Source organism: Sphingobium sp. 3R8 (assembly GCF_020166615.1).
Taxonomy (GTDB): domain Bacteria; phylum Pseudomonadota; class Alphaproteobacteria; order Sphingomonadales; family Sphingomonadaceae; genus Sphingobium; species Sphingobium bisphenolicum.
The window spans coordinates 120,031-140,339 of the sequence record NZ_JAIQXR010000011.1; the positions used below are offsets into that span (position 1 = coordinate 120,031).

Below are 20,309 nucleotides of genomic sequence, written 5' to 3' on the forward strand. Positions count from 1 at the left end.
GCATCCTCTCGATAGGAACATCAGATCTTCGCCCGGAACCCGACGGCGAATGTGCGCGTGTAGAGAACCGTGTCGCGCGGATAGAGGCCGGGGTCGTTGAACGAGGTCTGATAGAGATTTTTCAGCACATTGGTCGCATCGGCGACGATGGTGAAGCTGGGATTGAGTTCATAGGAGAAGGACAGGTCGAGATTGCTGATCTGGCCGTTGGTGATGAAGTTGGGATTGACGCCGGTGAAGTGCAGGCCGGCATTATAGGTGTCGCGCCAGACATAGGAGGCGCGGGCGGAGAAACCGCCCTTTTCATAGATGAAGGTGCCGGTGGCAGAATATTTGGACACGTTCTGGAACGGGATGTCCATATAGCCGGTGACGCCGGGCAACGGCGACAGCGCCTTGTTCTTGCCGTCGATATAGGTGCCGTTGGCGCTGATGCCGATGCCGTCCAGCCAGCTTGGCAGGCCCTTGGGGAAAAAAGTGAAGCCACCCTCGATCCCCTGCAACTTGCCGGACCCGGAATTTTCCGGCCGGGTGATCTGATAGACGCCATTGTCCGCGCCCAGATAGTCGATGTCGAAATTGCTGGTGACCGACTGGATGAAGCCGGTGACGTCGCGGCGGAAGATCGTCGCGGTGATCGAACTGGACCGGTCGATATACCATTCGAGCGAGAGGTCGTAATTGTCCGACCGCACCGGCTTCAGGTCGGCATTGCCGCTGGAGCCGCGGCCGAAGGGCTGTTGCCCCGGCACGGGCGGCGTGAGGGTGAGCGCCGGATTGAGCTGGGCGAAACTGGGACGGGTGATCGTCTTGCTGGCGGCGAAGCGCAGGAACAGATTGTCCTTCAGCTTGTAGCGCAGTGCCAAGCTGGGGAGAATGTCGGTGCTCTTGTTGCGGATGGTGACGGGCGATGTCGCGCCGCGCAGGACCAGGAAGGCGTTGGACGTGATGTCGGTGCGGATGACGCGCACGCCGATCTGGCCGTCCAGTCGGCCGCCTTCCACATTGGCCTGGCCATAGCCGGCATAGTTCTTTTCCTCGATGTCGAAATGCTGGGTATCCTGAAAGGCCGGATCGCCCGGCGCAAGGCCGAACAACTGGCGCAGCGAGCCGATATTGTTCAGCAGATAACCGGTGGTCGGCGTCGCCCATTGCCGCACGAACTGGCGCGTCCCGGTGTAGAAATCGCCGGGGGTCACCGTCATCAGGCCGGGCAGGCTCGCCGCCTTGGTGCTGTAGCATTGCACCGCACCGGTCGCGGAGCAGTTGATGGTCTGGGTGAAGCTGTCGGATTTGGCGTTGCGCTTGCTGAGGCGGATGCCGGCGTCGAGGCCGGAGAAGATGAGGAAGGGCGCGCGCCAGGACAGATCGCCGCGCCAGGCCAGTTCCTTGCCGTCGCCGACCGTGCGGGTAGTGGACAGGCGCGAGAGATAGTAACGCCCCGGATCGGCCATATCGTCATTGGGCAGGGTGAAATGGGGCGCGCCCGAGCCATCGTTGAACACCGCGTCGGTGCGCGAGGCGATAAAGTCCACGTCCAGATTATTGCCCACATCGGTCGCCTTCGACCGGGTGTAGGAGAATTCCGTCGCGGCCTTCCAGTCGCCGCTGGTCCAGTCGGCGCCCAGCGCGCCCTGCCAACGATCGGCCTTGTTCCGGTAGGCGCCGCCGAAATTGGCCACGCGACCGTTGGCTATGCTGAGCGACTGGACCAGCTTGGTGTCGTCCACGAACACAAGCGGCGCCAGCAGCGCGCCGTTCATCGACGTAAAATTCTGATTGCTGTTGCCACGTTCGCGATAGCCGTAGAACAGGCCGTCGGCGTGGATGGTCAGTCGATCGTCCGGCGCCCATTGCAGCGTGGCGTTGACCGCCGGGCGGGTGCGGGTGCCGATCCGGTCGAACGCGCCGATCACGTCGGTACGGAAGGCCTTGGGATCGGTCGGGCTGGTGCCGCGGGGATCGAGCGGCACGCCCGGCGTGTAGGGCGCTCGGCTGTTGTCGAGATTATAGCCGAAATAGCCGCCGCTATAGATGGTTTCGTCGCGATAGCGGGTCTTGTGATAGGAAAGGCTGATCAGGGCGCCGATCTCTCCTATGCCGGTCGACCAGCGGTTGCTGATCAGCGCGCTGGCATAGGGATCGATTCTGTCGGGCTGCTCGCTATAGACTTCGCGCCCTGCCAGCGCGAACTCGAAGCCCTTGAAATCGAAGGGGCGACGGGTGCGGACGTTGATGAGGCCGGCGATGCCACCTTCCAACTGATCGGCGGAGCGCGACTTGTAGACGTCCACCCCGGCAACGAGGTCGGCGGGCACGTCCGCCAGCGAGAGCGAGCGGCCGGTGGTGCTGAAGATGTTGCGGCCGTTGACCAGCGTCACCACGTCAGGAAGGCCGCGGATCAGCACGGTCGCGGACTCGCCGCGGGCGCGGGGCGATACCTGGATGCCCGGCACGCGTTGAAGTGCCTCCACCACATTATTGTCGGGCAGCTTGCCGATATCCTCGGCCACGACCGAGTCCACCAATTGCCGGGCGTTGCGCTTGATATTCTGCGCCGACGACAGGCTGGCGCGCATACCGGTGACGATGATGTCGCCGTCGGTCGCCTCCCCGGCTCCTTTGCCTTCGACCGCCTGGGCCAAGGCCGATTGCGCCGCCAGCAGCGCGAACAACGATATGGACAGCTTCATTCCGCTTTTCATCATGACATCCCCTCCGAGTCATTTTTTATTTCTCATACTAGATTACGTTTGTTTAGAACGGATTCAAGCTATAATTTGACGGAGTAATGAGATTAGACGCCATATCGCCAATTTTCCTCATACCAATTCCTGCCTTTTGGCGGGATCAGGCTTGACGGATAGGGCGGCAGGGCGGACGAAGGCGGCATGACTCAAGCAGACGATCATCCGCTTTCCCGCCCTTCCAGTCCGGCACAGCGGGCCGTGCATGACCGGATCGCCCATGATCTGGGCGTAGCGATCGTCGGTGGCCGTTATCAGCCGGGCGACATATTACCGGGCGAGGAGCGCTATAGCGCCGAACAGGGCGTGTCGCGCACCGCCTATCGAGAAGCCGTCCGCGTCCTGTCTGCCAAGGGGCTAGTCCATAGCCGAACCAAGAGCGGCACCCGCATTAACGACCGTTTGCGGTGGAACATGCTGGATCTGGACATACTCGCCTGGATGTTCGAGGCCGGGCCTACAGCCGAATTTCTGCGTGACATTTTCGAACTGCGCATCGTCGTGGAGCCGGCCGCCGCAGAGTTCGCGGCATTGCGTCGAGATGGGCAGGATATTTCCCGCATGGGCCATGCGCTGGAGGAAATGCGCCGCTTTGGCCTGCAAACCGCGGAAGGGCGTGCTGCGGATCAAAGCTTCCATCGCCTGATCCTGCACGCGACACGCAACGAATCGCTCATCACGCTGGCCACGTCCGTCACCGCAGTGGTCGCATGGACCACCCGCTTCGCACGCGACGAGCGTAGGGAATCCCGCGATCCCATGCCAGACCACGACGCTGTATTCGACGCGATCATGCGCGGCGAAGGGGAGGAAGCGCGGCGCAAGATGCTGGCACTGATCCGCAACGCATCGGCCGACGCCGGCATGTTATGACGGGCGTCAATTTATTTCTCATACTAGATTAATGACGACAGCCAAGCTCATTGCTGCGGGTGGCCCGTCAATCGACACATGCTTGGCCAGCCCCCTCAATTTGTTCGCCCCCCCTGCCGCGTTTCAATTGAAATGGGGCGAAAAATTGTTACGGTCGCGCCTGTGGGAGACGCAGACACCGATCGTGATAGGCTGATCACCGCATTGGCGCGGGTCGCCGGGCGTGACCGGCGCGCACTTCGCCAGGTCTATGCCATGACGTCTGCGAAACTTTTCGGCATTTGCCTCCGTATCTGCGCAGACAGGGACGCAGCGGAGGATATCTTGCAGGACGTGTATATCAAGGTTTGGAACAGAGCTGACCGGTTCGACGCCGGCCGGGCCAGTCCCATTACCTGGCTGTGCGCGATCGCGCGCAATACCGCCATCGACTGGTGCCGTTCCTCGCGCCGGCCCGGCATGGCGCCGGAAGAAGCCGCGGCCGAGGTCGCCGATGCCGCCCCCCTGGCCGACATGGTGATCGAGCGTGACCAACATAGCGCGCGCATGTTCGCCTGCCTTGACGAACTCGAAGCGCGACAACGCGTGGCGATCCGCTCGGCGTTTCTGGATGGGCTGACCTATGCGCAACTGGCCGATCGCATGGCGGTGCCGCTTGGTACGATGAAGAGCTGGATCCGCCGCGGCCTGCAACAACTCAGGACGTGCATCGGCGATGGCTGACGGCCTGTCCCCCGAAGAGCGCGACACGATCGCCGCCGAACTGGCGCTGGGCGTGCTGGACGGCGCGGCGCGCGCCGCTGCGCTGCGCCGCCTGATGGCAGATCCAGATTTCTCGCCCGATATGATCGACGCATGGGAAAGGCGGCTTGCCCCGCTCTATGACGACTATGTCGCTGTGACGCCGCCGGAAACCTTATGGCCCGGCATCGAAACAGCCGTTGCCGGCGGATTGCCGGCACACCCGGCCCTGCGTCAACTGCGCTGGTGGCGCGCGGGCGCGCTGGCATCCGCTGCCGTCGCGGCGTCCCTGGCGCTGATCGTGCTACTGCGTCCGGGTGCGCCCGTCGCCATTCAGCAGCCTGCGCAAGTGGCCATGGCGCAGATGGTCGGCGAACCCGATGGACCGATGATATTGGCACGCTACGACCCGACTTCGGGCGGCCTGGTCCTGCGGCCGACCGGTGTAGCGTCGGGCCGTCTCGCGCCCGAATTATGGATCATTCCGGCGGACGGCAAGCCGCGGTCGCTTGGCCTGATCGGCGGTGGCGCCGAAAGTCGCATAGCCGTCGCCCCGTCCTATCGCCGCTTCATGGCGGAAGGCGCGACGCTGGCGGTCACCATGGAGTCCATGGCTGGCGCGCCCCACGACGCTCCTAGTTCCGCGCCGATCGCGGCAGGAAAAATATCGCTTTTCTGACCTGCATCCACCCACCGCTTCCCGCCGTAACTGATGTGCACGCCCGCTCTGACGCGACGCGCGACATAGGAAGGAAGCCTCCATGACGACTATCTTGACGAAGCTCTCGCTTGCACTGGCGAGCACGACGCTCATTGTCGGCGGCGCGCCCGCCATGGCGAAGGACATGGGCAAGAACCCGATGGTCGGCGGCGCGGCGATGTATCCGACCAAGGACATCATCGACAATGCCGTCAATTCCAAGGATCACACGACACTGGTCGCCGCCGTCAAGGCCGCAGGCCTGGTCGATACGCTCAAGGGCGCGGGTCCGTTCACCGTCTTTGCGCCGACCAATGCGGCCTTCGCCAAACTGCCCGCCGGCACGGTCGATACCCTGGTGAAGCCCGAAAACAAGGCGATGCTGACCAAGATCCTGACCTATCATGTCGTCGCCGGGCGGATGACCGCCAAGGATATTGCGGCCAAGGCGAAGATGAACGGCGGCAAGGCGGTGCTGACCACCGTGCAGGGCGAAAGCCTGACCGCATGGCAGAAGGACGGCGCCTGGTATCTGACCGATGCCAAGGGCGGCATGTCGAAAATCACGATCGCCAATGTGATGCAGTCCAATGGCGTCATTCATGTGGTCGATACGGTTCTGATGCCCTGAGCCGATCGATCCTGTAAGCGCCGGACTGCGGAAGCCCGCCAATCGCCCCTGATTGGCGGGCTTCCCCGATTTTCAAAGACGCGCGGATTAGCGGGTGGCGAACAGAGGCGCGACAAATTGGCTATAATGTGCTTCGGCCACGCCGTAGCCGTCACTTGCAGCAAGGCAAAGACTTGGGCGATTGCGCATCGCCAGCCTGTTAAGGCTATGAAGCATGACGCTATGCGCGAAGCGCTTATCGCGGGCGCAGGTTTGCCCTTGCCCGCCCCTGGCCGAGCATCCCTATTTCGGAAAAGGCGGCACCAATATCAGCATCGCCTCTCACCACACGTGCGGACAGGCGCAATGGCCTGAGCATCTTACCCCTTCCTAGAAAGACAATGTCGCCCGGACGCCGCCATAGCGGAAGCTGGCACGATCGTAGCGAGCCACAAGGGTAGTGGGCGCGGCGGTGCCGGCAGGCACTGTGAAACGGTTGTACGCATCGCCAATACCGACCAGGAAATGCTTGTTGGTGACATTGTTGACGAAAAAGTCGACTATATGCTGTCCGTTCCTACTTGCCCGGTTCAATTGATCAGAAAAACCGCACATACATTTTCGCGTCCGCGCCCTCCATCAGCCCTGACGTTATCCGATCGGGAGCTACATTCGGTGGATCGCCAATCTGCTGACCCTTAACCGACGCCGACGAAGGCGTCAGCGTCGGTTAGGCCGTGCAAGTGAGAACCTCAGAAATCGAAGCCGAGCCTCAATCCATAGGTTCGCGGAGCAGCCAGCGTTACGACTGGAAGGCCGACGACAGGCTGCACGAAGGAACTGGTCTTGACGACTTCATCCTCGATATTATCGATATAGACGCTGACGGAGTAGCGATCTTCAGCGCCGCGCCAGGTCAGGCTCGCGTTCGAAAGCATGTAGCCCTTCTGATACTGGCCAGCCAAATACTCCTCCCCGATGACCGAACGACTTTCGATCCGGCTGCCAACCAAAGCGTCGAGATGACCAGTCCCAAAATCGAAGCTGTGCAGATAGGCAAGGTTCAGCGTCCATTTGGGCGCCCGCGGGAGTTCGCGACCGCTGCAATCGACGCTGACCGACGTCGGCGATAGCGGTGCGATCGCACAGGCGGTCTGTGGCGGTCCGGTCACCGTACTCTGCGTATAGACGAAATCCTTATATTCGGATTGCAGATATTGCGCGTTGGCGGACAGGCGATCATTGGGGCTGGGTTGCCAGATGACATCCGCTTCGATGCCATAGACTTGCGCCCGACCAGCATTTTCGGTGATCAGGTTGAACCCGAAAGGCTGGATCGGCCCGATATGGGTGACCTGCTTGTCCCGATATTTCCAAAAGAAGGCTTCGGCGTTGATTTGCAGGCTGTTGCCAAAGAAGCGGTTCTTGGTGCCCAGCGTATAGGCGATCAGCTTTTCCGGCTTGGCGGTGTTGGGCGGCTGCGATGCGAAGAAGCCGCCTGCCTTGAAACCGGTCGCCGCGCTGGCATAGATCAGCGAGGCTGGACCAGCGTCAAATTCCACGCCAGCCTTCCATGTCAGGCTGCTATCGCTGATACGACCGGTAAGCGGCAGGAAATTAACCGGAAAGCCCAGCCCGCGCGCGGGATTCTGGAAGCCCAACTGGCCGTCCATCGTCTTCTTCTCATCGGTATAGCGCAATCCGCCGGTAACGCGCAGCGCGTCGACCAGCGCATAGCTCAACTGGCCGAAGGCGGCGTAGCTGCGCGTGTTCAATATGGGGCGCGTCACGCCATAGGCCACGCCCTGATAGGGCCGAAGTTCGAAATTCAGATCCTCGTCGAAATAATAGCCTCCGACCAGCCATTGTAGCGGTGCACTCTTGTCGGTCGACGCCAGTCGCGCCTCGACTGAAATGGCCTTGCTATATTCGTCGGAGCCGACCGGATAACCGGCATTATAATGGAGATAGTGATTCTCATTCTTGCGATAGGCGGGGGTTACCGTCAGCGCGGCTTTGCCGAAATCATAATTGGCGGTCGCACTGACACCCCAATTGGTCACGTCGATGAAGCCGTCGGTCTTGAATCGGGGCAACAGATTGGGATTCGCACCACCGCTGATTTGATTGGACACATTCTGGAGGATGGCGTTGGAACCGTCCAGCGTGGCGCCCAGGCGGGGATCGGACGATACGAAACCCGTCTCCGAAACCGCGAACACGCCGCCTACGCCTTTGCCGCCGACATGGGCATAGTCTGCGCTCAGCAGCAGGGTGAAGGGGCCGCCCTGATCATAGTTGAACTGCCCACGTACGGCATTGGTGTCGTCATTGCCGTAGCCGTCCTTGAAATAGCCGTCCTGCCGGGACACAACGCCAGCGACACGCAATCCGCCGACACCCCGGATGGGCACATTGATCGCCAGTTCGCCCCGCATCTTGCCATAATTACCCGCTTCCAGATTGGCGCGTAGTTGCCATTCTTCCTTCGGTTTGCGCGTGATAATATTGACCGCGCCGGCTGTCGCATTGCGCCCATAGAGCGTGCCCTGCGGCCCTTTGAGCACTTCGACTCGTTCGAGGTCATAATATAGTCCGGTCGGGCCGCTGGAACGGGGCAGATACACGCCGTCGAGGTTGATCGCGACGCCAGGTTCGGCGAACGGATTGCCGACAAAGCTGCCGATGCCGCGGATCGTGATCTGCGTGCCTCCGCCACCGGCGGCGGACAGCTTGAGCGCCGGCACCAGCCTGCTTAGATCCTGTGCCTGGCTGACGCCAGCCCGCGTCAGTTCGTCGCCACCCAATACGCTGACAGCCAGAGCCGATTTTTGCAGATTTTCATCGCGGCGTTGCGCTGTAACGATGATGTCGCTGATGCCATTGTCGCTGGTCGCTCCGTTGTCTTGCGCAATCACGGGCATGCTGACCAGAGTGCCGACGAGTGCCGTAGTCGCTAGAAATTTCCTCATCCCTCATCCCCTCTATTTTTGCTTATTAGCATTGATCGATCATATTATTTTGACACAGGAATCATCAAAATCGGACATTGGCAGCCGGACTGGCGATTATTCGATGCCACCCGAAACGACCCAAAAAGTCGGCGGCTGCATGCGAAAGCGCGCGCGATACCCCTCCCTTTCATGGCCACATCCCCGAGCGAATAGCATCTAAGCGGCTGTCATTTTTATGACCACTTCATTCAATAATGAACGATTTAGTCAAAGTCCATATTTTTTGACAAGTTATGGGGAAATCAGCTTAACACGATGCGCTGCCATCTTTAGGGCTGCGATGAAATGGAGGATCCAGGCGCAGCCGGGGTTGCAGGACGGCGACGCGGGGCCAAGGACAAGCGACGCCACACCGACCGTCCGATGCCGGAGGCCAACGCCATCGCGCCGTCGGGCGCGTTGGCCGCATAGCGGCACCCCGGGATCGCCCAGACACCGAATTAGACGATGTGCACGCGGCCATGCCGCGCGTTCCGTAGCCGGCCAACTGTCTCACCACATCTTAAGCAGACGACGTCAGCCAGGATCCCAAACGACGAGCGAAATTTAATTCCAGTACGCTGATGTGAGTAGCCCCTAGTTTTCTAGACGCCTTCTGCTTTCAAAATCTGCTGCCGTTCGAACTGTGCGGGTGACAGCATCCCGTTCCTGACCTGCTTGCGGACCGGATTGTAGAACATCTCGATGTAATCGAATACGTCTTGTCGGGCTTCGTCGCGCGCTTTGTAGGTCCGCCGCCGTCTGTAGCGCCGATCCGGTATCGGTACGCGGCGCGAGCAGGACGATCAGACCATGGCCGACCTGGGCTATCTCCTCCATGCATTCGCCGCCATGATCCGAAACGAAGCGAGTGGTGGCGATACGTTCCACCAGATGATCGAAGCGACGCCGATAGGCGATGAGATCGCGTATCGTGCCGATTTTGAGGCCATGGCGCTGCGCGAACGGCACCAGTTCGTGCAGCCGGGCCATAGATCCATCCGGATTCATGATCTCGCAGATGCCCGCCGAGGCATTGAGACCGGCAAGACGCGCAATGTCCACCGATGCCTCCGTATGTCCGGCGCGCACCAATACCCCGCCGTCACGCGCAATCAGCGGGAAGATATGACCCGGCTTGACGATGTCGTCAGGCCCCTTCGACGCATCCGTCGCCACCGACACCATGCGCGCCCGGTCCGCAGCCGATATGCCCGTGGTCACGCCATCGCGCGCTTCGATGGACACGGTGAAGCCGTCTCATGCCCCGTGCCATTGTTGCGGCTCATCAGTTCGAGGCCGAGTTGCGCACATCGCTCGCGGATCAGGGCCGGGCAGATGAGACCGCGTCCATGAGTCGCCATGAAATTGATCGCATCCGGCGTCGCCATATGGGCCGGAATGATCAGGTCAACCTCATTTTCCCGGTCTTCGTCATCGACCAGGATGAACATACGCCCGTTCCGCGCCTCGTTGATGATCACTTCGGGCGTGGCGAGCAAGGGGTGTGACGACGCATTATCGGACCGCGGATGTGGGAGAGCCATGGCCCCGCCATCGGTATCGATCGTCATGTCCGTCTCCCTATGATCTTTTGCCGGCAGAGGGCGGGGCTGAGCGCTATATCTTTTCCAGGATCAAGCCGATGCCCTGCCCGACGCCGATGCACATGAAGGCGAGTGCGTAGCGGCCATGGATGCGATGCAGTTCCTCCACCGCCGACAGGGTGATGCGAGCGCCGGACATGCCCAGCGGATGGCCCAGTGCGATGGCGCCGCCATTGGGATTGACGTGTGGATCGGCAGGATCGACGCGCAAATCGCGCAAGGTGGCGATCGCTTGGGCAGCAAAGGCCTCGTTGAGTTCGATCACGTCCATGTCCGCCATGGTCAGGCCGGTGCGGGCGAACAGGCGCTTTGCCGCGTCGATCGGGCCGACGCCCATAATCCGTGGTGCGACGCCGGCCGCCGCCATGGCGACGATCCGGGCGCGGGGCGTCAGGCCGTGAGCCTTTGCCGCCTGCTCCGATGCGACGATCATCGCTGCGGCACCATCGTTCAGGCCCGACGCATTGCCAGCCGTGACAGTGCCGTCGGTCTTCACCACGGGTTTCAACGTCGCCAGCGCTTCCAGGCTACTGAGGCGGGGATGTTCGTCCTTGTCGAAGACGATCGGATCGCCCTTCTTCTGTGGCAATGTCACCGCCACGATCTCTGCCGCCAGCCGCCCAGATGCTTGCGCCGCCGCGGTCTTTTCCTGGCTGCGCAGAGCGAAAATATCCTGCTCCTCGCGCGTCACGCTCCATTGTTCGGCGACATTTTCGGCCGTTTGCGGCATCGTGTCGACGCCATGGGCCGCCGTCATCGCGGGATTGATGAAGCGCCACCCCAGCGTCGTATCCTCTATCTTCTGATCGCGGCCAAAGGCGCTGCCGGCTTTGCCCAGCACATAGGGCGCACGCGTCATGCTCTCTGCCCCACCCGCCACGATCAGGTCGGCATCACGGCTCCTGATCGCCTGCGCCGCAATGCCGACTGCGTTCAGACCCGAACCGCACAGGCGATTGACGGTCGTACCCGGCGCGGAGACCGGCAGACCAGCAAGCAGCGCCGCCATGCGCGCAATGTTGCGATTATCCTCGCCCGCCTGGTTCGCGCAGCCCAATATGACATCGTCGAGCGCGTCCCAATCGACGCCGCTATTGCGCTCGACAAGCGCCCGGATCGGGATCGCGGCCAGATCGTCGGCACGCACCGTGGACAGCGCTCCGTTCAGGCGACCGATCGGCGTGCGGATGGCGTCGCAGATGAAAGCGTCTGTCATGCGGCCACTCCATTGAACGTGGAGAGGGCGAGCGGTGCGCCTGTCTTCGCCATGATCTCATCTACGGTAACGCCGGGCGCGATTTCCAGAAGGGTAAGGCCACCCCGCTGGCGATCGACTGCGATGACGGCCAGGTCGCTGATGATCAGATCCACGACCGCCTTGCCGGTCAACGGCAGGCTGCACCTCTCCAATATCTTGGGATCGCCGTTTTTGGACACATGATCCATGACCACGACCACGCGCTTGACGCCCGCGACCAGATCCATGGCACCGCCCATGCCCTTCACCATCTTGCCGGGTATGGTCCAGTTGGCCAGATCGCCATTGGCCGCCACTTCCATCGCGCCCAGCACCGCCATGTTGATATGCCCGCCGCGGATCATCGCGAAACTGTCGGCGGAGGAAAAGAAACTGGAGGTGGGCAAGGCCGTGATCGTCTGCTTACCCGCATTGATGAGGTCAGGGTCCGCCTCCCCCTCATAGGGAAAGGGGCCGATGCCCAGCATCCCATTTTCGCTTTGCAGCGTCACGTTGATCCCGGCAGGAACATGATTGGCCACCAGCGTCGGAATGCCGATGCCCAGATTGACGTAGAAGCCATCCTGAAGCTCCCGGGCGGCGCGGGCCGCCATGTCGTCGCGCGTCCAACTCATGCCTCGACCTCCTTCTGACGGACGGTCAGTTTTTCGATCCGCTGCTCGTTGATGGTCGATACTATGATACGGTCGACATAGATGCCCGGCGTGTGGATGCAGTCGGGATCGAAGCTGCCTTCAGGCACGATTTCCTCGACTTCCACGACCGTCGCCCTGCCCGCCGTCGCCATATTCGGATTGAAATTGCGGGCGGTCTTGCGGAACATCAGGTTCCCCGCCGGATCGGCCCGCCATGCCTTGACGATCGACAGATCGGCGCGCAGCCAGGTTTCGCGAACATAATCCTCGCCCTCGAACGTCTCGACCGGCTTGCCATCGGCCACTACCGTGCCCACGCCCGTCTTGGTATAGAAGGCCGGGATGCCGGCCCCGCCTGCCCGGATACGTTCGGCCAGCGTGCCCTGCGGGTTCAGTTCCAGTTCGAGTTCGCCGGACAGATACTGGCTTTCGAACAGCTTATTCTCCCCCACATAGGAGGAGATCATCTTTTTCACTTGCCGACTTTCCAGCAGCATCCAGAGGCCAAAGCCATCCGCGCCCGCATTGTTGGAAATGATCGTCAGATTGCGCACGCCGCTGTCACGAATTTCCGGAATCAGACTTTCGGGATTGCCCGATAGTCCGAAACCGCCCGACATGATCGTCATCCCGTCGAACAGCAGGCCATTCAGTGCCGCTTTTGCTGAGGGATATATCTTGTCTTGCATGCATTCTTCTCCGGCATTGGCTCACTGGCCGTCCTGCCAAAGGCCGTCGGCTTTTTCGTCCCCGACTTGAAGAAGGTCCGCCTGTGGTACGCATCCACGCCATAGCGGTGGACGCAGCGCGGACCGGGCATCCAAGCCTGTTTGCAGGGCGCCGGGCATGTGTCCAAAGCGCATATGTTACAGCATGGGACACATGATATGAGCGCCTTCGTTTACACCGCCCATCCCTCACGAGTCGTATTCGGACGGGGTACGTTGGCGGGCCTGCGGGATGAGGTGGCACGGCTGGGGGCGAGCCGCGCGCTGATGCTTTCGACGCCGGAGCAGGCGGACCAAGTGGCACGACTGGCCACACAGCTTGGATCGCTGTGCTGCGGCACCTATTCCAAGGCGCGGATGCATACGCCGGTCGATGTGACGCTCGACGCCATCGCGGTGGCGCAGGCTTTGCAGGCCGACTGTCTGGTGTCGATGGGGGGAGGCTCCACGATCGGCCTTGGCAAGGCGATCGCGCTGCGCACGGATCTGCCCCAGATCGCCATCCCCACAACCTATGCCGGGTCGGAAGCCACGCCCATTTTGGGCGAGACGGAAGCGGGCGTCAAAAAAACCCAGACCTCACCCAAGATCCTGCCGGAAGTCATCCTGTATGATGTAGAGCTGACGCTGACGCTGCCGGTGCCGCTGACGATCACGTCCGGGATCAACGCCATCGCCCATGCCGTGGAGGGGCTATATTCGCAGCAGGCCAATCCGGTCATCGGCCTGATCGCGGAGGAAGGCATTCGCGCGCTCGTGTCCGCCCTGCCCCGCGCCGCCGCTGCGCCGCATGACCGGGAGGCGCGGTCCGATGCCTTATATGGCGCATGGCTGTGCGGAACCACGTTGGGCGCAGTCGGCATGGCCCTGCATCACAAGCTTTGCCATAGCCTTGGCGGTACGTTCAACCTGCCACACGCTGAAACGCACACCGTTATCCTGCCCCATGCGCTCGCCTATAACGCCCCGTTCATCCCCGATGCGCTGACGCGCATCGCCCGTGCCACAGGCAGCAACGATGCGCCCCTGGCCCTGTACGATCTGGCCCGGACCTTGGGCGCGCCAATCTCTTTGAAGGCATTGGGCATGCCGCGCGAGGGGCTGGAGCGCATCGTTGAACTGACCTTCGCCAATCCATATTGGAACCCTGCGCCGCTGGACGAGGCGCGGCTGCGCGGATTGTTGGAACGCGCGTGGAGCGGCGCGCCGCCCGTCTCGGACTGACTCGCCTTCCCGGTTTGTAACATCAGGCGGACCAGAGCCGGGCGGTCGTTTACTTGCGCGCGTGATCGACCAGACTTGTCCGACAGCAAGGCCGAAGGACATGCGTAATGGAATATAGTACGAGGCTCGGATCCCTGTCGGATTTCGAAAAGGGCCGCGTCATCCCCGTCGATGACGATCCGAAAAATTATGTTTTTTCGAATATTTTCGAGGTTGCATCGGTTTCGGCGCCCTATGAGCGCGTCGCCGTCGCCAAGAATCTGGAATATGTGATCGAGGTCGCACGGGCCGAAGGGACATCCGACTGGTATGCCGCAGCGCATGACGAATTCGTCCTGTGCATGGATGGTACGGTCGAAATCCATCTGGTGAAACTGGATGATCCTGCGTCCTTGAAGCTGGCACGCCCGTCTTTGGTGAAGCTCAATAATTTCATGGAAATGTCCTCCGTAAAGATTGAAAGATGGATGCCGCACGGGTCGCCGACCCGTCGGCCGATTTCGAAACCGGGTCTATATGCGCTCCACCGCACGTGCGGACGACAGCGGAAAGCGGGCCAGATACTCGACATATTCGTCCTCAAGATCGATCTCGATCGCTGCCATGACCCGCACCAGTCCGTTATATTCGCCGATCGCGACGAGCAGATCGACCAGGTCGGCGGTATCCAGTTCGGCGGCCAGGGCATCGAATAGTGCCTGCGGCAGGATCAGGTCGTCGGTCATTGAACGAGCGGCAGCAAGCACCGCCGACGCCAGCGGTTCCAGATGCGTCTTTTCGCCCTGCGTTTCCTTGGCGATCGCCCGGATATCTTCTTCGGTCACGCCAAAGGACAGCGCGACATCGACATGATGCGCCCATTCATAGGCCGATCCGGTCGAATAGCCGACCTGTAGAATGGCCAGTTCGCGCAGCCGAGCATTGAGGCCGCTGTCATGGCGCAGATACATGCCCCGCCCCGCGACCAGCCGGGCCAGCTTGGGACTATGCGCAACAGCGCGCGTGATGTTGGACTTCAGGCGCGGAATATCCTGATGCTCCGGCGCCAGATCGGCATGGTCGAGATTACGCAGGCGCCCCATGGCTTGCCCTCTCCTGTTCGTTTTGAAAATTCAGGCGGCTTCCGCTGCGGCTTCGCGGACGATCGCCTGCGGGTCGAGATTGCCCTGCGCAAAGGCGATCAGATCGGGCAGATATGCATCTTGCGAACAGATGACGAAATCGCCCCGGATCAGCCCCTCGACAAAGACGCCGGACGCATATTCGGCGCTGACCCGTTCGGTACGACGCGCGGGGACGCCGCGGCGGAAATCGTCCGGCGTCGGCCCGTTCAGGCCCGGCGGCGGCGGGCCGCCTGCCTTGTCGGACGTTGCCGTGACCCCGGGGCAATAGACCGATATGCCAACCCCCGTCCCCGCCAGTGCGTGGGCGAAGGCATAGCTCATCGAAAGTTGCGCGCCCTTGGACGCGATATACGGCCCCATGAAGCGAATCGGCGGATCGGGCAGCAGCGCGAGGCCGGAGGATGTATTGACGACATGGCCGCTGCCACGCGCGATCATCGCGGGCAGGAAAGCGCGGATCATGCGGACATAGCCCAGCACATTCACGTCCAGCGCATCGCGCCACTGGTCGATTTCCGTTTCGATGACCGGGCCTGTGATGGGCGGCTTGGCGGCGTTATTGATCAATATGTCGATCCCACCGCTGGCCGCCAGCACATCGGCCTTTAGCTGCGCCACATCCGCATCGCTCCGGACGTCGCAGCGAAATCCCATCGACTGGCCGCCCGGGAGTTCGCGCGCGGCTGCTTCCGCGCCCTCGCCGTTCAGATCGACGATGAATATCCGCGCACCCAGCGCCGCCAGGCGATGCGCGGTCGCGCGACCGATACCGGTCGCAGCGCCGGTGATAAGGATGGTTTTGCCTTCGAAGCGCATCTGATGTCGTCCTGTCCTTTTAATCGTTGCCCTGCATCGGCGAATGTTCGGCGAGCAGATTCATGAAGGATGCCCAGGAGCGTCGATCGGTGGCCGCATCATAGGCAAAGCCGGGCATGGGCGGGACATCCGGGTCGGTAAATCCGTGACCGATCCCGCCATAGAGGCACAGTTGGTAATCGATCCCCGCGCCGCGCATTTCCTCGCCGAATGCGGCAAGCTGACCGGCCGGCACGAATGGGTCGACGTCGCCTGCGCAGACGAGCACCGAGCCGGTGATGGCTATGGCATCCCGCGCACTCGCCACTGCGCCATGGACGACACTGGTGCTGCGCAGCGGCGCGCCCGCGCGCGCCAGTTCCAACGCGGCCCACCCCCCAAAGCAATAACCGATGGCCGCCAGATTGTCGTCCACGCCACTTTCCGTCGCCAGCGCAGCCAGCGCCGATTCCAGCCGTGCCAAGAGAATATCGGGCTGCGCCTTGAGCGCGCCGACCCATCCGCGCGCCTCGTCCGGGCCGCTTGCCAGCAGACCATCGCCGAACAGATCCGCCGCGAGCGCCGCATAGCCCTCCGCCGCCAGCGCATCCGCCCGTCGTTTGGCGTGGGCACCAAGCCCCGGCGCTTCGTGGACGATCAGCACCGCCCCGCGGGGCGTCACACGGGGGGGCGCGGCATAATAACCCCGCGCCTGCACGCCGCCGCCCTGATATGCAAGAACGCCGCCCATGGTCAGTCACCCCTCATAAGATCGGTGATCGTCGGCAGCGCGAACATCATGGCGTGGATGCCCATGCTGGATACCAGACGACCGACATCCAGCACTTCATCGACGCTGGCCCCATGCGCGATCGCCGCGCGGGCATGTTGCCGCACCCCGTCCGGGCTGAGCTGGGTACATTGCGCGTGCACCGCCAAAGCCAGAAGATGCGCCTCCTTGTAGGACAGCGCGGCATAGGGTCCGCGCACCGGGGCAGCGGCGAAATCCAGCCATGTCGCATGGAAATCCGCGTCCAGGGCGATGCCCGTCGCGGCGTTGACCGTGACCTCGCCGAACAGCTCCGCATGATCCGCCGTGATCCGCCGAACATCATCGGGTGCGGTGCCCTCGACTGTCTCCGGCAGCAATTCGGCTATGGTATCGGCAACCAGTTGATAGGAATATATGCCCATCGCGCTGACCGTCGCCGCGACGGACAGCAGTTCGGCAGATGTGGCCCCCAGCGCGATCGCCTGCTTCGCATGATTGCGCAGCCCCTTTTCGAACATATGGGTCGGCGTGCAGTTCGTCGCGACGTAGATCAGCTCGCGGAATTTCGGCGTCAACGTGCCGCGATCCGCGACATAGGCCGAAAATTCGAGATAGGCGGTCACATAGGCGGGCGAATAAGCCAGCAATGCTTCCAGATCGTCATTCCAATGTCCGCGTCGTTGCCGATAGGCGTCGCGTATCGCCTCATGGTCCTGCGTCATAAAATGCAACTTTTCTTGTCGGTCAGAAAGGCGTGAGTTGCGACAGGCCGAAGTGCAGCCGTGCCGCATTCACCGCCGTGCGCGAACGCTGCTGGACGAAGTGCGTCTTCTGGACGCTGGCGTCGCGATAGACGCGGGCCAGCATGGAATCCCTGGCGCCGATGCTCGTGCCGGCCGTCGTAAAGATGATCTCCAGCGCTTCCCACGCCAGGCGGCAGGCCTGTTGCGCCGCGCAGAATAGCCGACGGTCCGTCTCTTCGCTGAAATCGCCGCCGGTACGCGGATCGGCCACACAGGCTTCGATATAATGTTCGGTCACCTTGAGCAGCAAGGCTTCGGCCGCATCGACCAGTGCCTGCGCGTCGCCATAATATTGCTGGAATTCATGGCTTTCGTACAAGGCGACCTTGGGCGAAAAGCGCATCTTCTTGGTCCGGCACAACTCGTCGTACAAGTCTAGCGCGCCCTTCACCGTACCGACGACCACAGCGCCCAATTCGATAAGGAAGAAGGAACCCTTGCGGCCGTTATACATCGGGTTGGCATGGGGCGCATTCGCCCCGCGCGCCTGCCACATCGCCATCGGCGCGGTGCGATATTCGGGCACGAAGACATCCTCCACGATCACCCGCCGCGATCCGGTGCCCTGCATCCCCATCATGCGCCAATTGTCGACGATGGCGTAATCCTTGCGATCGACCAGCATCAGGCGGGCGACCATGCTGCCATCGGCTTCAGGAACCAGGCCGCTGACCATGGCGTGCGTGGAAACGTCGCAGCCCGACGTATAATCCCACCCGCCGCTGACGCGAAAACCCTTGTCCTCGCGCTTGACCGGCACCGGGGAACCGACGGATGGACAGCGATAATCGCCATCATTGCCATAGGCTTCCTCCTGGGCGCGCTCGTCAAAGTCCGCCAGCATGATCGGGTGCCCAGAAACCAGCGCCAGAACCCAGGCGCTGGAAGGACAACCGCGGGCGATCTCCATCATGACGCGAACATAGTCGGGCAGGCTGAATTCATAGCCGCCGAACCGGCGCGGCTGGACCACGCGATAGAATCCGGCACGCAGAAAATCGTCATTGGTCGCTTCGAGCAATCGACCCGCTGCCTCCGCCTCCGCCTGCCGTTCCCGCAACGTCGGGATCAGGGCATGTGCTCTGGCGATCATATCCTGCGCGGTCAGTCCCGGTTCTGGCGGCGCAAGGAGAGGGCTGGCAAGAGCCTGAACGTTGGACATAAGGAACCTCTCGAACATCGATGTGATCGTCGCGGACTTGTCCGGGCCGCTGGACGTATCGTTAGTTGGTCGATCCCCTCTCCTGTCAGCAAGACGCGAACCGGCCGCGTCCGCAATGTGTACGCGGCGCGATGGTACACCTCACGGACGCGGTTCCGCATCAGGCTGCGAACGCCTATGCAAGGTCGTAGTGGTCGATCCGAAAATAGCCCCGCTGACGCCGGGCAACGCCACTGGAGAGACTGCATGGATGTTCTGGCGCAGACCGATGTTCGATACCGTCGCGATCAGACACGCATGCTGGCGGCATGCTCCGCCCTCCTGTGCATCAACGCCGCATTTCCCATCTATGGCGCCAGCGTAGTCAACACGGCCATGGTTTCGGCCATGGGGCTGGACCGCAGTCTGCTCGGCCTGCTCGTCTCGGCCAACATGGCGATTACCGGGCTGACCGCACCAATCATGGGAGCGTTGGTCGGTCGCGTCGGCGCGCGCCGCGTCCTGATTTTGGGCAGCGTGATGCTGATCCTGGGTTCGATTGCCATGGCGACGATCGTGCAAGGGGCTTTGCCCGCCATCCTGGCGTTCGGCCTGCTGGTCGGCCTGGCGATGAGCGCAGGCGGATTTGTCGCGAATCAGGCCTGCGTCGCTGGCTGGTTCAAGGAAGATCGCGCCCGCCCCTTTGCCGTGTTGTACGCGACGATGGGCGCAGGCGGATTCATAGCGGCCCCGCTCATCAGCGGCGCGATCGGGCTGGGTAACGACTGGCGTGCCGGCTGGCTGGTGTTCGTGGCGCTGGGCGTCATCGCACTGGGCCTTGCCCTCTTCGTCGTTCGCGACGCCCCCCATATGGATGATTCGGTGGACCTGAGCATGCCGATGCAGGCCACCGGAACGACCGACACCGGGCTTGTGCCCGTATGCATCGTTATTTTTTGCATCATGGCCGCAGGCGCCAGCAGTTCGGTCTATATCGCCCATGGCCTGGCCATGTTGAGCGATTTCGGCCGTAGCTTCAGCGCCGCCGCGACGTCGATGTCGATCATGGCCGCCTCGACTCTCGCGGGCAATTTCGCGATCGGCGCCCTGGGCGGACGCTTCGGGATCAGGCGGATTCTTGCGGCGGGCAGCGTCACTTTCGCCTTCGGCTTGATGCTGTTGATGGGTGCGCGCTCGACGTCGCTATTCTATATCTACCCGCTATTCTTGGGCGCTGGCTTTGGCGCGGTGCAGGTTGGCGCGATGGCGCTGCTCAGCAAATGCGTCGCGCCCAGCCGTTTCGCCGCGACGACCGGCATCGCCATATCTTTGCAGACCGTGGCAAGCGCCATTACGCCTTTCCTGGGCGGTTGGCTGTTCGACAAGACCCATACCTATCTGCCGCTGGTCGGCACGCTGGTTGGGTTGAATGTTATCGCTGCGCTGCTGTTGCTGGTTAGCGGACGGGCCTTTCCCACTCGCGCATAATTCTTGATCGACCAACATAGCGGCTTGATATATTTCAATGTTCAGCCTTTCCATGAAAACGACGGAACAG

The 20,309-nt window shown here is 61.9% G+C and carries 17 protein-coding genes and 2 pseudogenes; 6 read left to right on the forward strand and 13 right to left on the reverse strand.

Features of this window, described 5'->3' with window-relative positions:
* Positions 1–20: 20 nt before the first annotated feature.
* Positions 21–2,693 carry a TonB-dependent receptor gene (locus K9B33_RS12420; RefSeq protein ID WP_224549137.1) on the reverse strand — a complete coding sequence of 891 codons (2,673 nt, stop codon included), beginning with the start codon at positions 2,691–2,693 and terminating at the stop codon, positions 21–23.
* A gap of 198 nt (positions 2,694–2,891) precedes the next feature.
* On the opposite strand from K9B33_RS12420, the gene K9B33_RS12425 reads away from it, so the two are divergent.
* From K9B33_RS12425 to K9B33_RS12440, 4 genes are all read left to right on the forward strand, one after another.
* Positions 2,892–3,620 (forward strand): FadR/GntR family transcriptional regulator, encoded by a 729-nt coding sequence (locus K9B33_RS12425; RefSeq protein WP_224549139.1) that lies wholly within the window; start codon positions 2,892–2,894, stop codon positions 3,618–3,620.
* Positions 3,621–3,752: 132 nt separating this feature from the next.
* Positions 3,753–4,343, forward strand: coding sequence for a sigma-70 family RNA polymerase sigma factor (locus K9B33_RS12430; protein ID WP_224549173.1), 591 nt, complete (start codon positions 3,753–3,755; stop codon positions 4,341–4,343).
* Complete coding sequence (locus K9B33_RS12435; protein ID WP_224549141.1) at positions 4,336–5,040, forward strand: anti-sigma factor domain-containing protein; 705 nt, start codon at positions 4,336–4,338, stop codon at positions 5,038–5,040. Before K9B33_RS12430 ends, K9B33_RS12435 begins: the two co-directional genes overlap by 8 nt.
* A gap of 82 nt (positions 5,041–5,122) precedes the next feature.
* Positions 5,123–5,692: a fasciclin domain-containing protein gene (locus K9B33_RS12440; RefSeq protein ID WP_411974010.1), complete on the forward strand. Its 570-nt coding sequence runs from the start codon at positions 5,123–5,125 to the stop codon at positions 5,690–5,692.
* 369 nt (positions 5,693–6,061) lie between these two features.
* Here K9B33_RS12440 and K9B33_RS12445 read toward each other — a convergent pair whose 3' ends face one another.
* The 7 genes and pseudogenes from K9B33_RS12445 to K9B33_RS12475 all read right to left on the reverse strand — a co-directional run bounded on the left by K9B33_RS12445 (position 6,062) and on the right by K9B33_RS12475 (position 12,853).
* On the reverse strand, positions 6,062–6,286 hold the full coding sequence (locus tag K9B33_RS12445) for a hypothetical protein (protein WP_224549143.1): 225 nt from the start codon (positions 6,284–6,286) through the stop codon (positions 6,062–6,064).
* Positions 6,287–6,423: 137 nt separating this feature from the next.
* Complete coding sequence (locus K9B33_RS12450; protein WP_224549145.1) at positions 6,424–8,643, reverse strand: TonB-dependent receptor; 2,220 nt, start codon at positions 8,641–8,643, stop codon at positions 6,424–6,426.
* Between the two features lie 626 nt (positions 8,644–9,269).
* Positions 9,270–9,425, reverse strand: a pseudogene (locus K9B33_RS12455) (IS3 family transposase); the annotation flags it as partial.
* An 82-nt stretch (positions 9,426–9,507) separates the two neighbouring features.
* Positions 9,508–10,211: pseudogene (gene ribB / locus K9B33_RS12460) on the reverse strand (3,4-dihydroxy-2-butanone-4-phosphate synthase); the annotation flags it as partial.
* A gap of 73 nt (positions 10,212–10,284) precedes the next feature.
* Complete coding sequence (gene pcaF / locus K9B33_RS12465; RefSeq protein ID WP_224549147.1) at positions 10,285–11,487, reverse strand: 3-oxoadipyl-CoA thiolase; 1,203 nt, start codon at positions 11,485–11,487, stop codon at positions 10,285–10,287.
* Entirely contained in the window at positions 11,484–12,143 is a 660-nt protein-coding gene (locus tag K9B33_RS12470) for a 3-oxoacid CoA-transferase subunit B (protein ID WP_224549149.1), read from the reverse strand. The genes pcaF and K9B33_RS12470 overlap by 4 nt, the downstream gene beginning before the upstream one ends.
* Positions 12,140–12,853 carry a CoA transferase subunit A gene (locus K9B33_RS12475; protein ID WP_224549151.1) on the reverse strand — a complete coding sequence of 238 codons (714 nt, stop codon included), beginning with the start codon at positions 12,851–12,853 and terminating at the stop codon, positions 12,140–12,142. The genes K9B33_RS12470 and K9B33_RS12475 overlap by 4 nt, the downstream gene beginning before the upstream one ends.
* Positions 12,854–13,051: 198 nt before the next feature.
* On the opposite strand from K9B33_RS12475, the gene K9B33_RS12480 reads away from it, so the two are divergent.
* Positions 13,052–14,116 (forward strand): maleylacetate reductase, encoded by a 1,065-nt coding sequence (locus K9B33_RS12480; protein WP_224549153.1) that lies wholly within the window; start codon positions 13,052–13,054, stop codon positions 14,114–14,116.
* 512 nt (positions 14,117–14,628) lie between these two features.
* On the opposite strand, the gene K9B33_RS12485 is transcribed toward K9B33_RS12480, so the two are convergent.
* The 5 genes from K9B33_RS12485 to K9B33_RS12505 are packed head-to-tail and all read right to left on the reverse strand — an operon-like array spanning position 14,629 to position 18,772.
* Positions 14,629–15,198, reverse strand: coding sequence for a carboxymuconolactone decarboxylase family protein (locus tag K9B33_RS12485; RefSeq protein ID WP_224549155.1), 570 nt, complete (start codon positions 15,196–15,198; stop codon positions 14,629–14,631).
* 30 nt (positions 15,199–15,228) lie between these two features.
* Positions 15,229–16,056, reverse strand: a complete 828-nt coding sequence (locus K9B33_RS12490) for an SDR family NAD(P)-dependent oxidoreductase (protein ID WP_224549157.1) — start codon at positions 16,054–16,056, stop codon at positions 15,229–15,231.
* 19 nt (positions 16,057–16,075) lie between these two features.
* The gene (locus tag K9B33_RS12495; protein WP_224549158.1) at positions 16,076–16,786 is read right to left on the reverse strand and encodes a dienelactone hydrolase family protein; all 711 of its coding nucleotides are present in this window, start codon (positions 16,784–16,786) and stop codon (positions 16,076–16,078) included.
* Between the two features lie 2 nt (positions 16,787–16,788).
* A complete protein-coding gene (locus K9B33_RS12500; RefSeq protein WP_224549159.1) occupies positions 16,789–17,529 on the reverse strand; it encodes a carboxymuconolactone decarboxylase family protein in 741 nt (246 codons plus the stop codon).
* A gap of 22 nt (positions 17,530–17,551) precedes the next feature.
* On the reverse strand, positions 17,552–18,772 hold the full coding sequence (locus K9B33_RS12505) for an acyl-CoA dehydrogenase family protein (protein WP_224549160.1): 1,221 nt from the start codon (positions 18,770–18,772) through the stop codon (positions 17,552–17,554).
* Positions 18,773–19,018: 246 nt separating this feature from the next.
* Between K9B33_RS12505 and K9B33_RS12510 the strand changes: the two genes are divergently transcribed.
* Complete coding sequence (locus K9B33_RS12510; protein WP_224549161.1) at positions 19,019–20,239, forward strand: MFS transporter; 1,221 nt, start codon at positions 19,019–19,021, stop codon at positions 20,237–20,239.
* Positions 20,240–20,309: the final 70 nt, after the last annotated feature.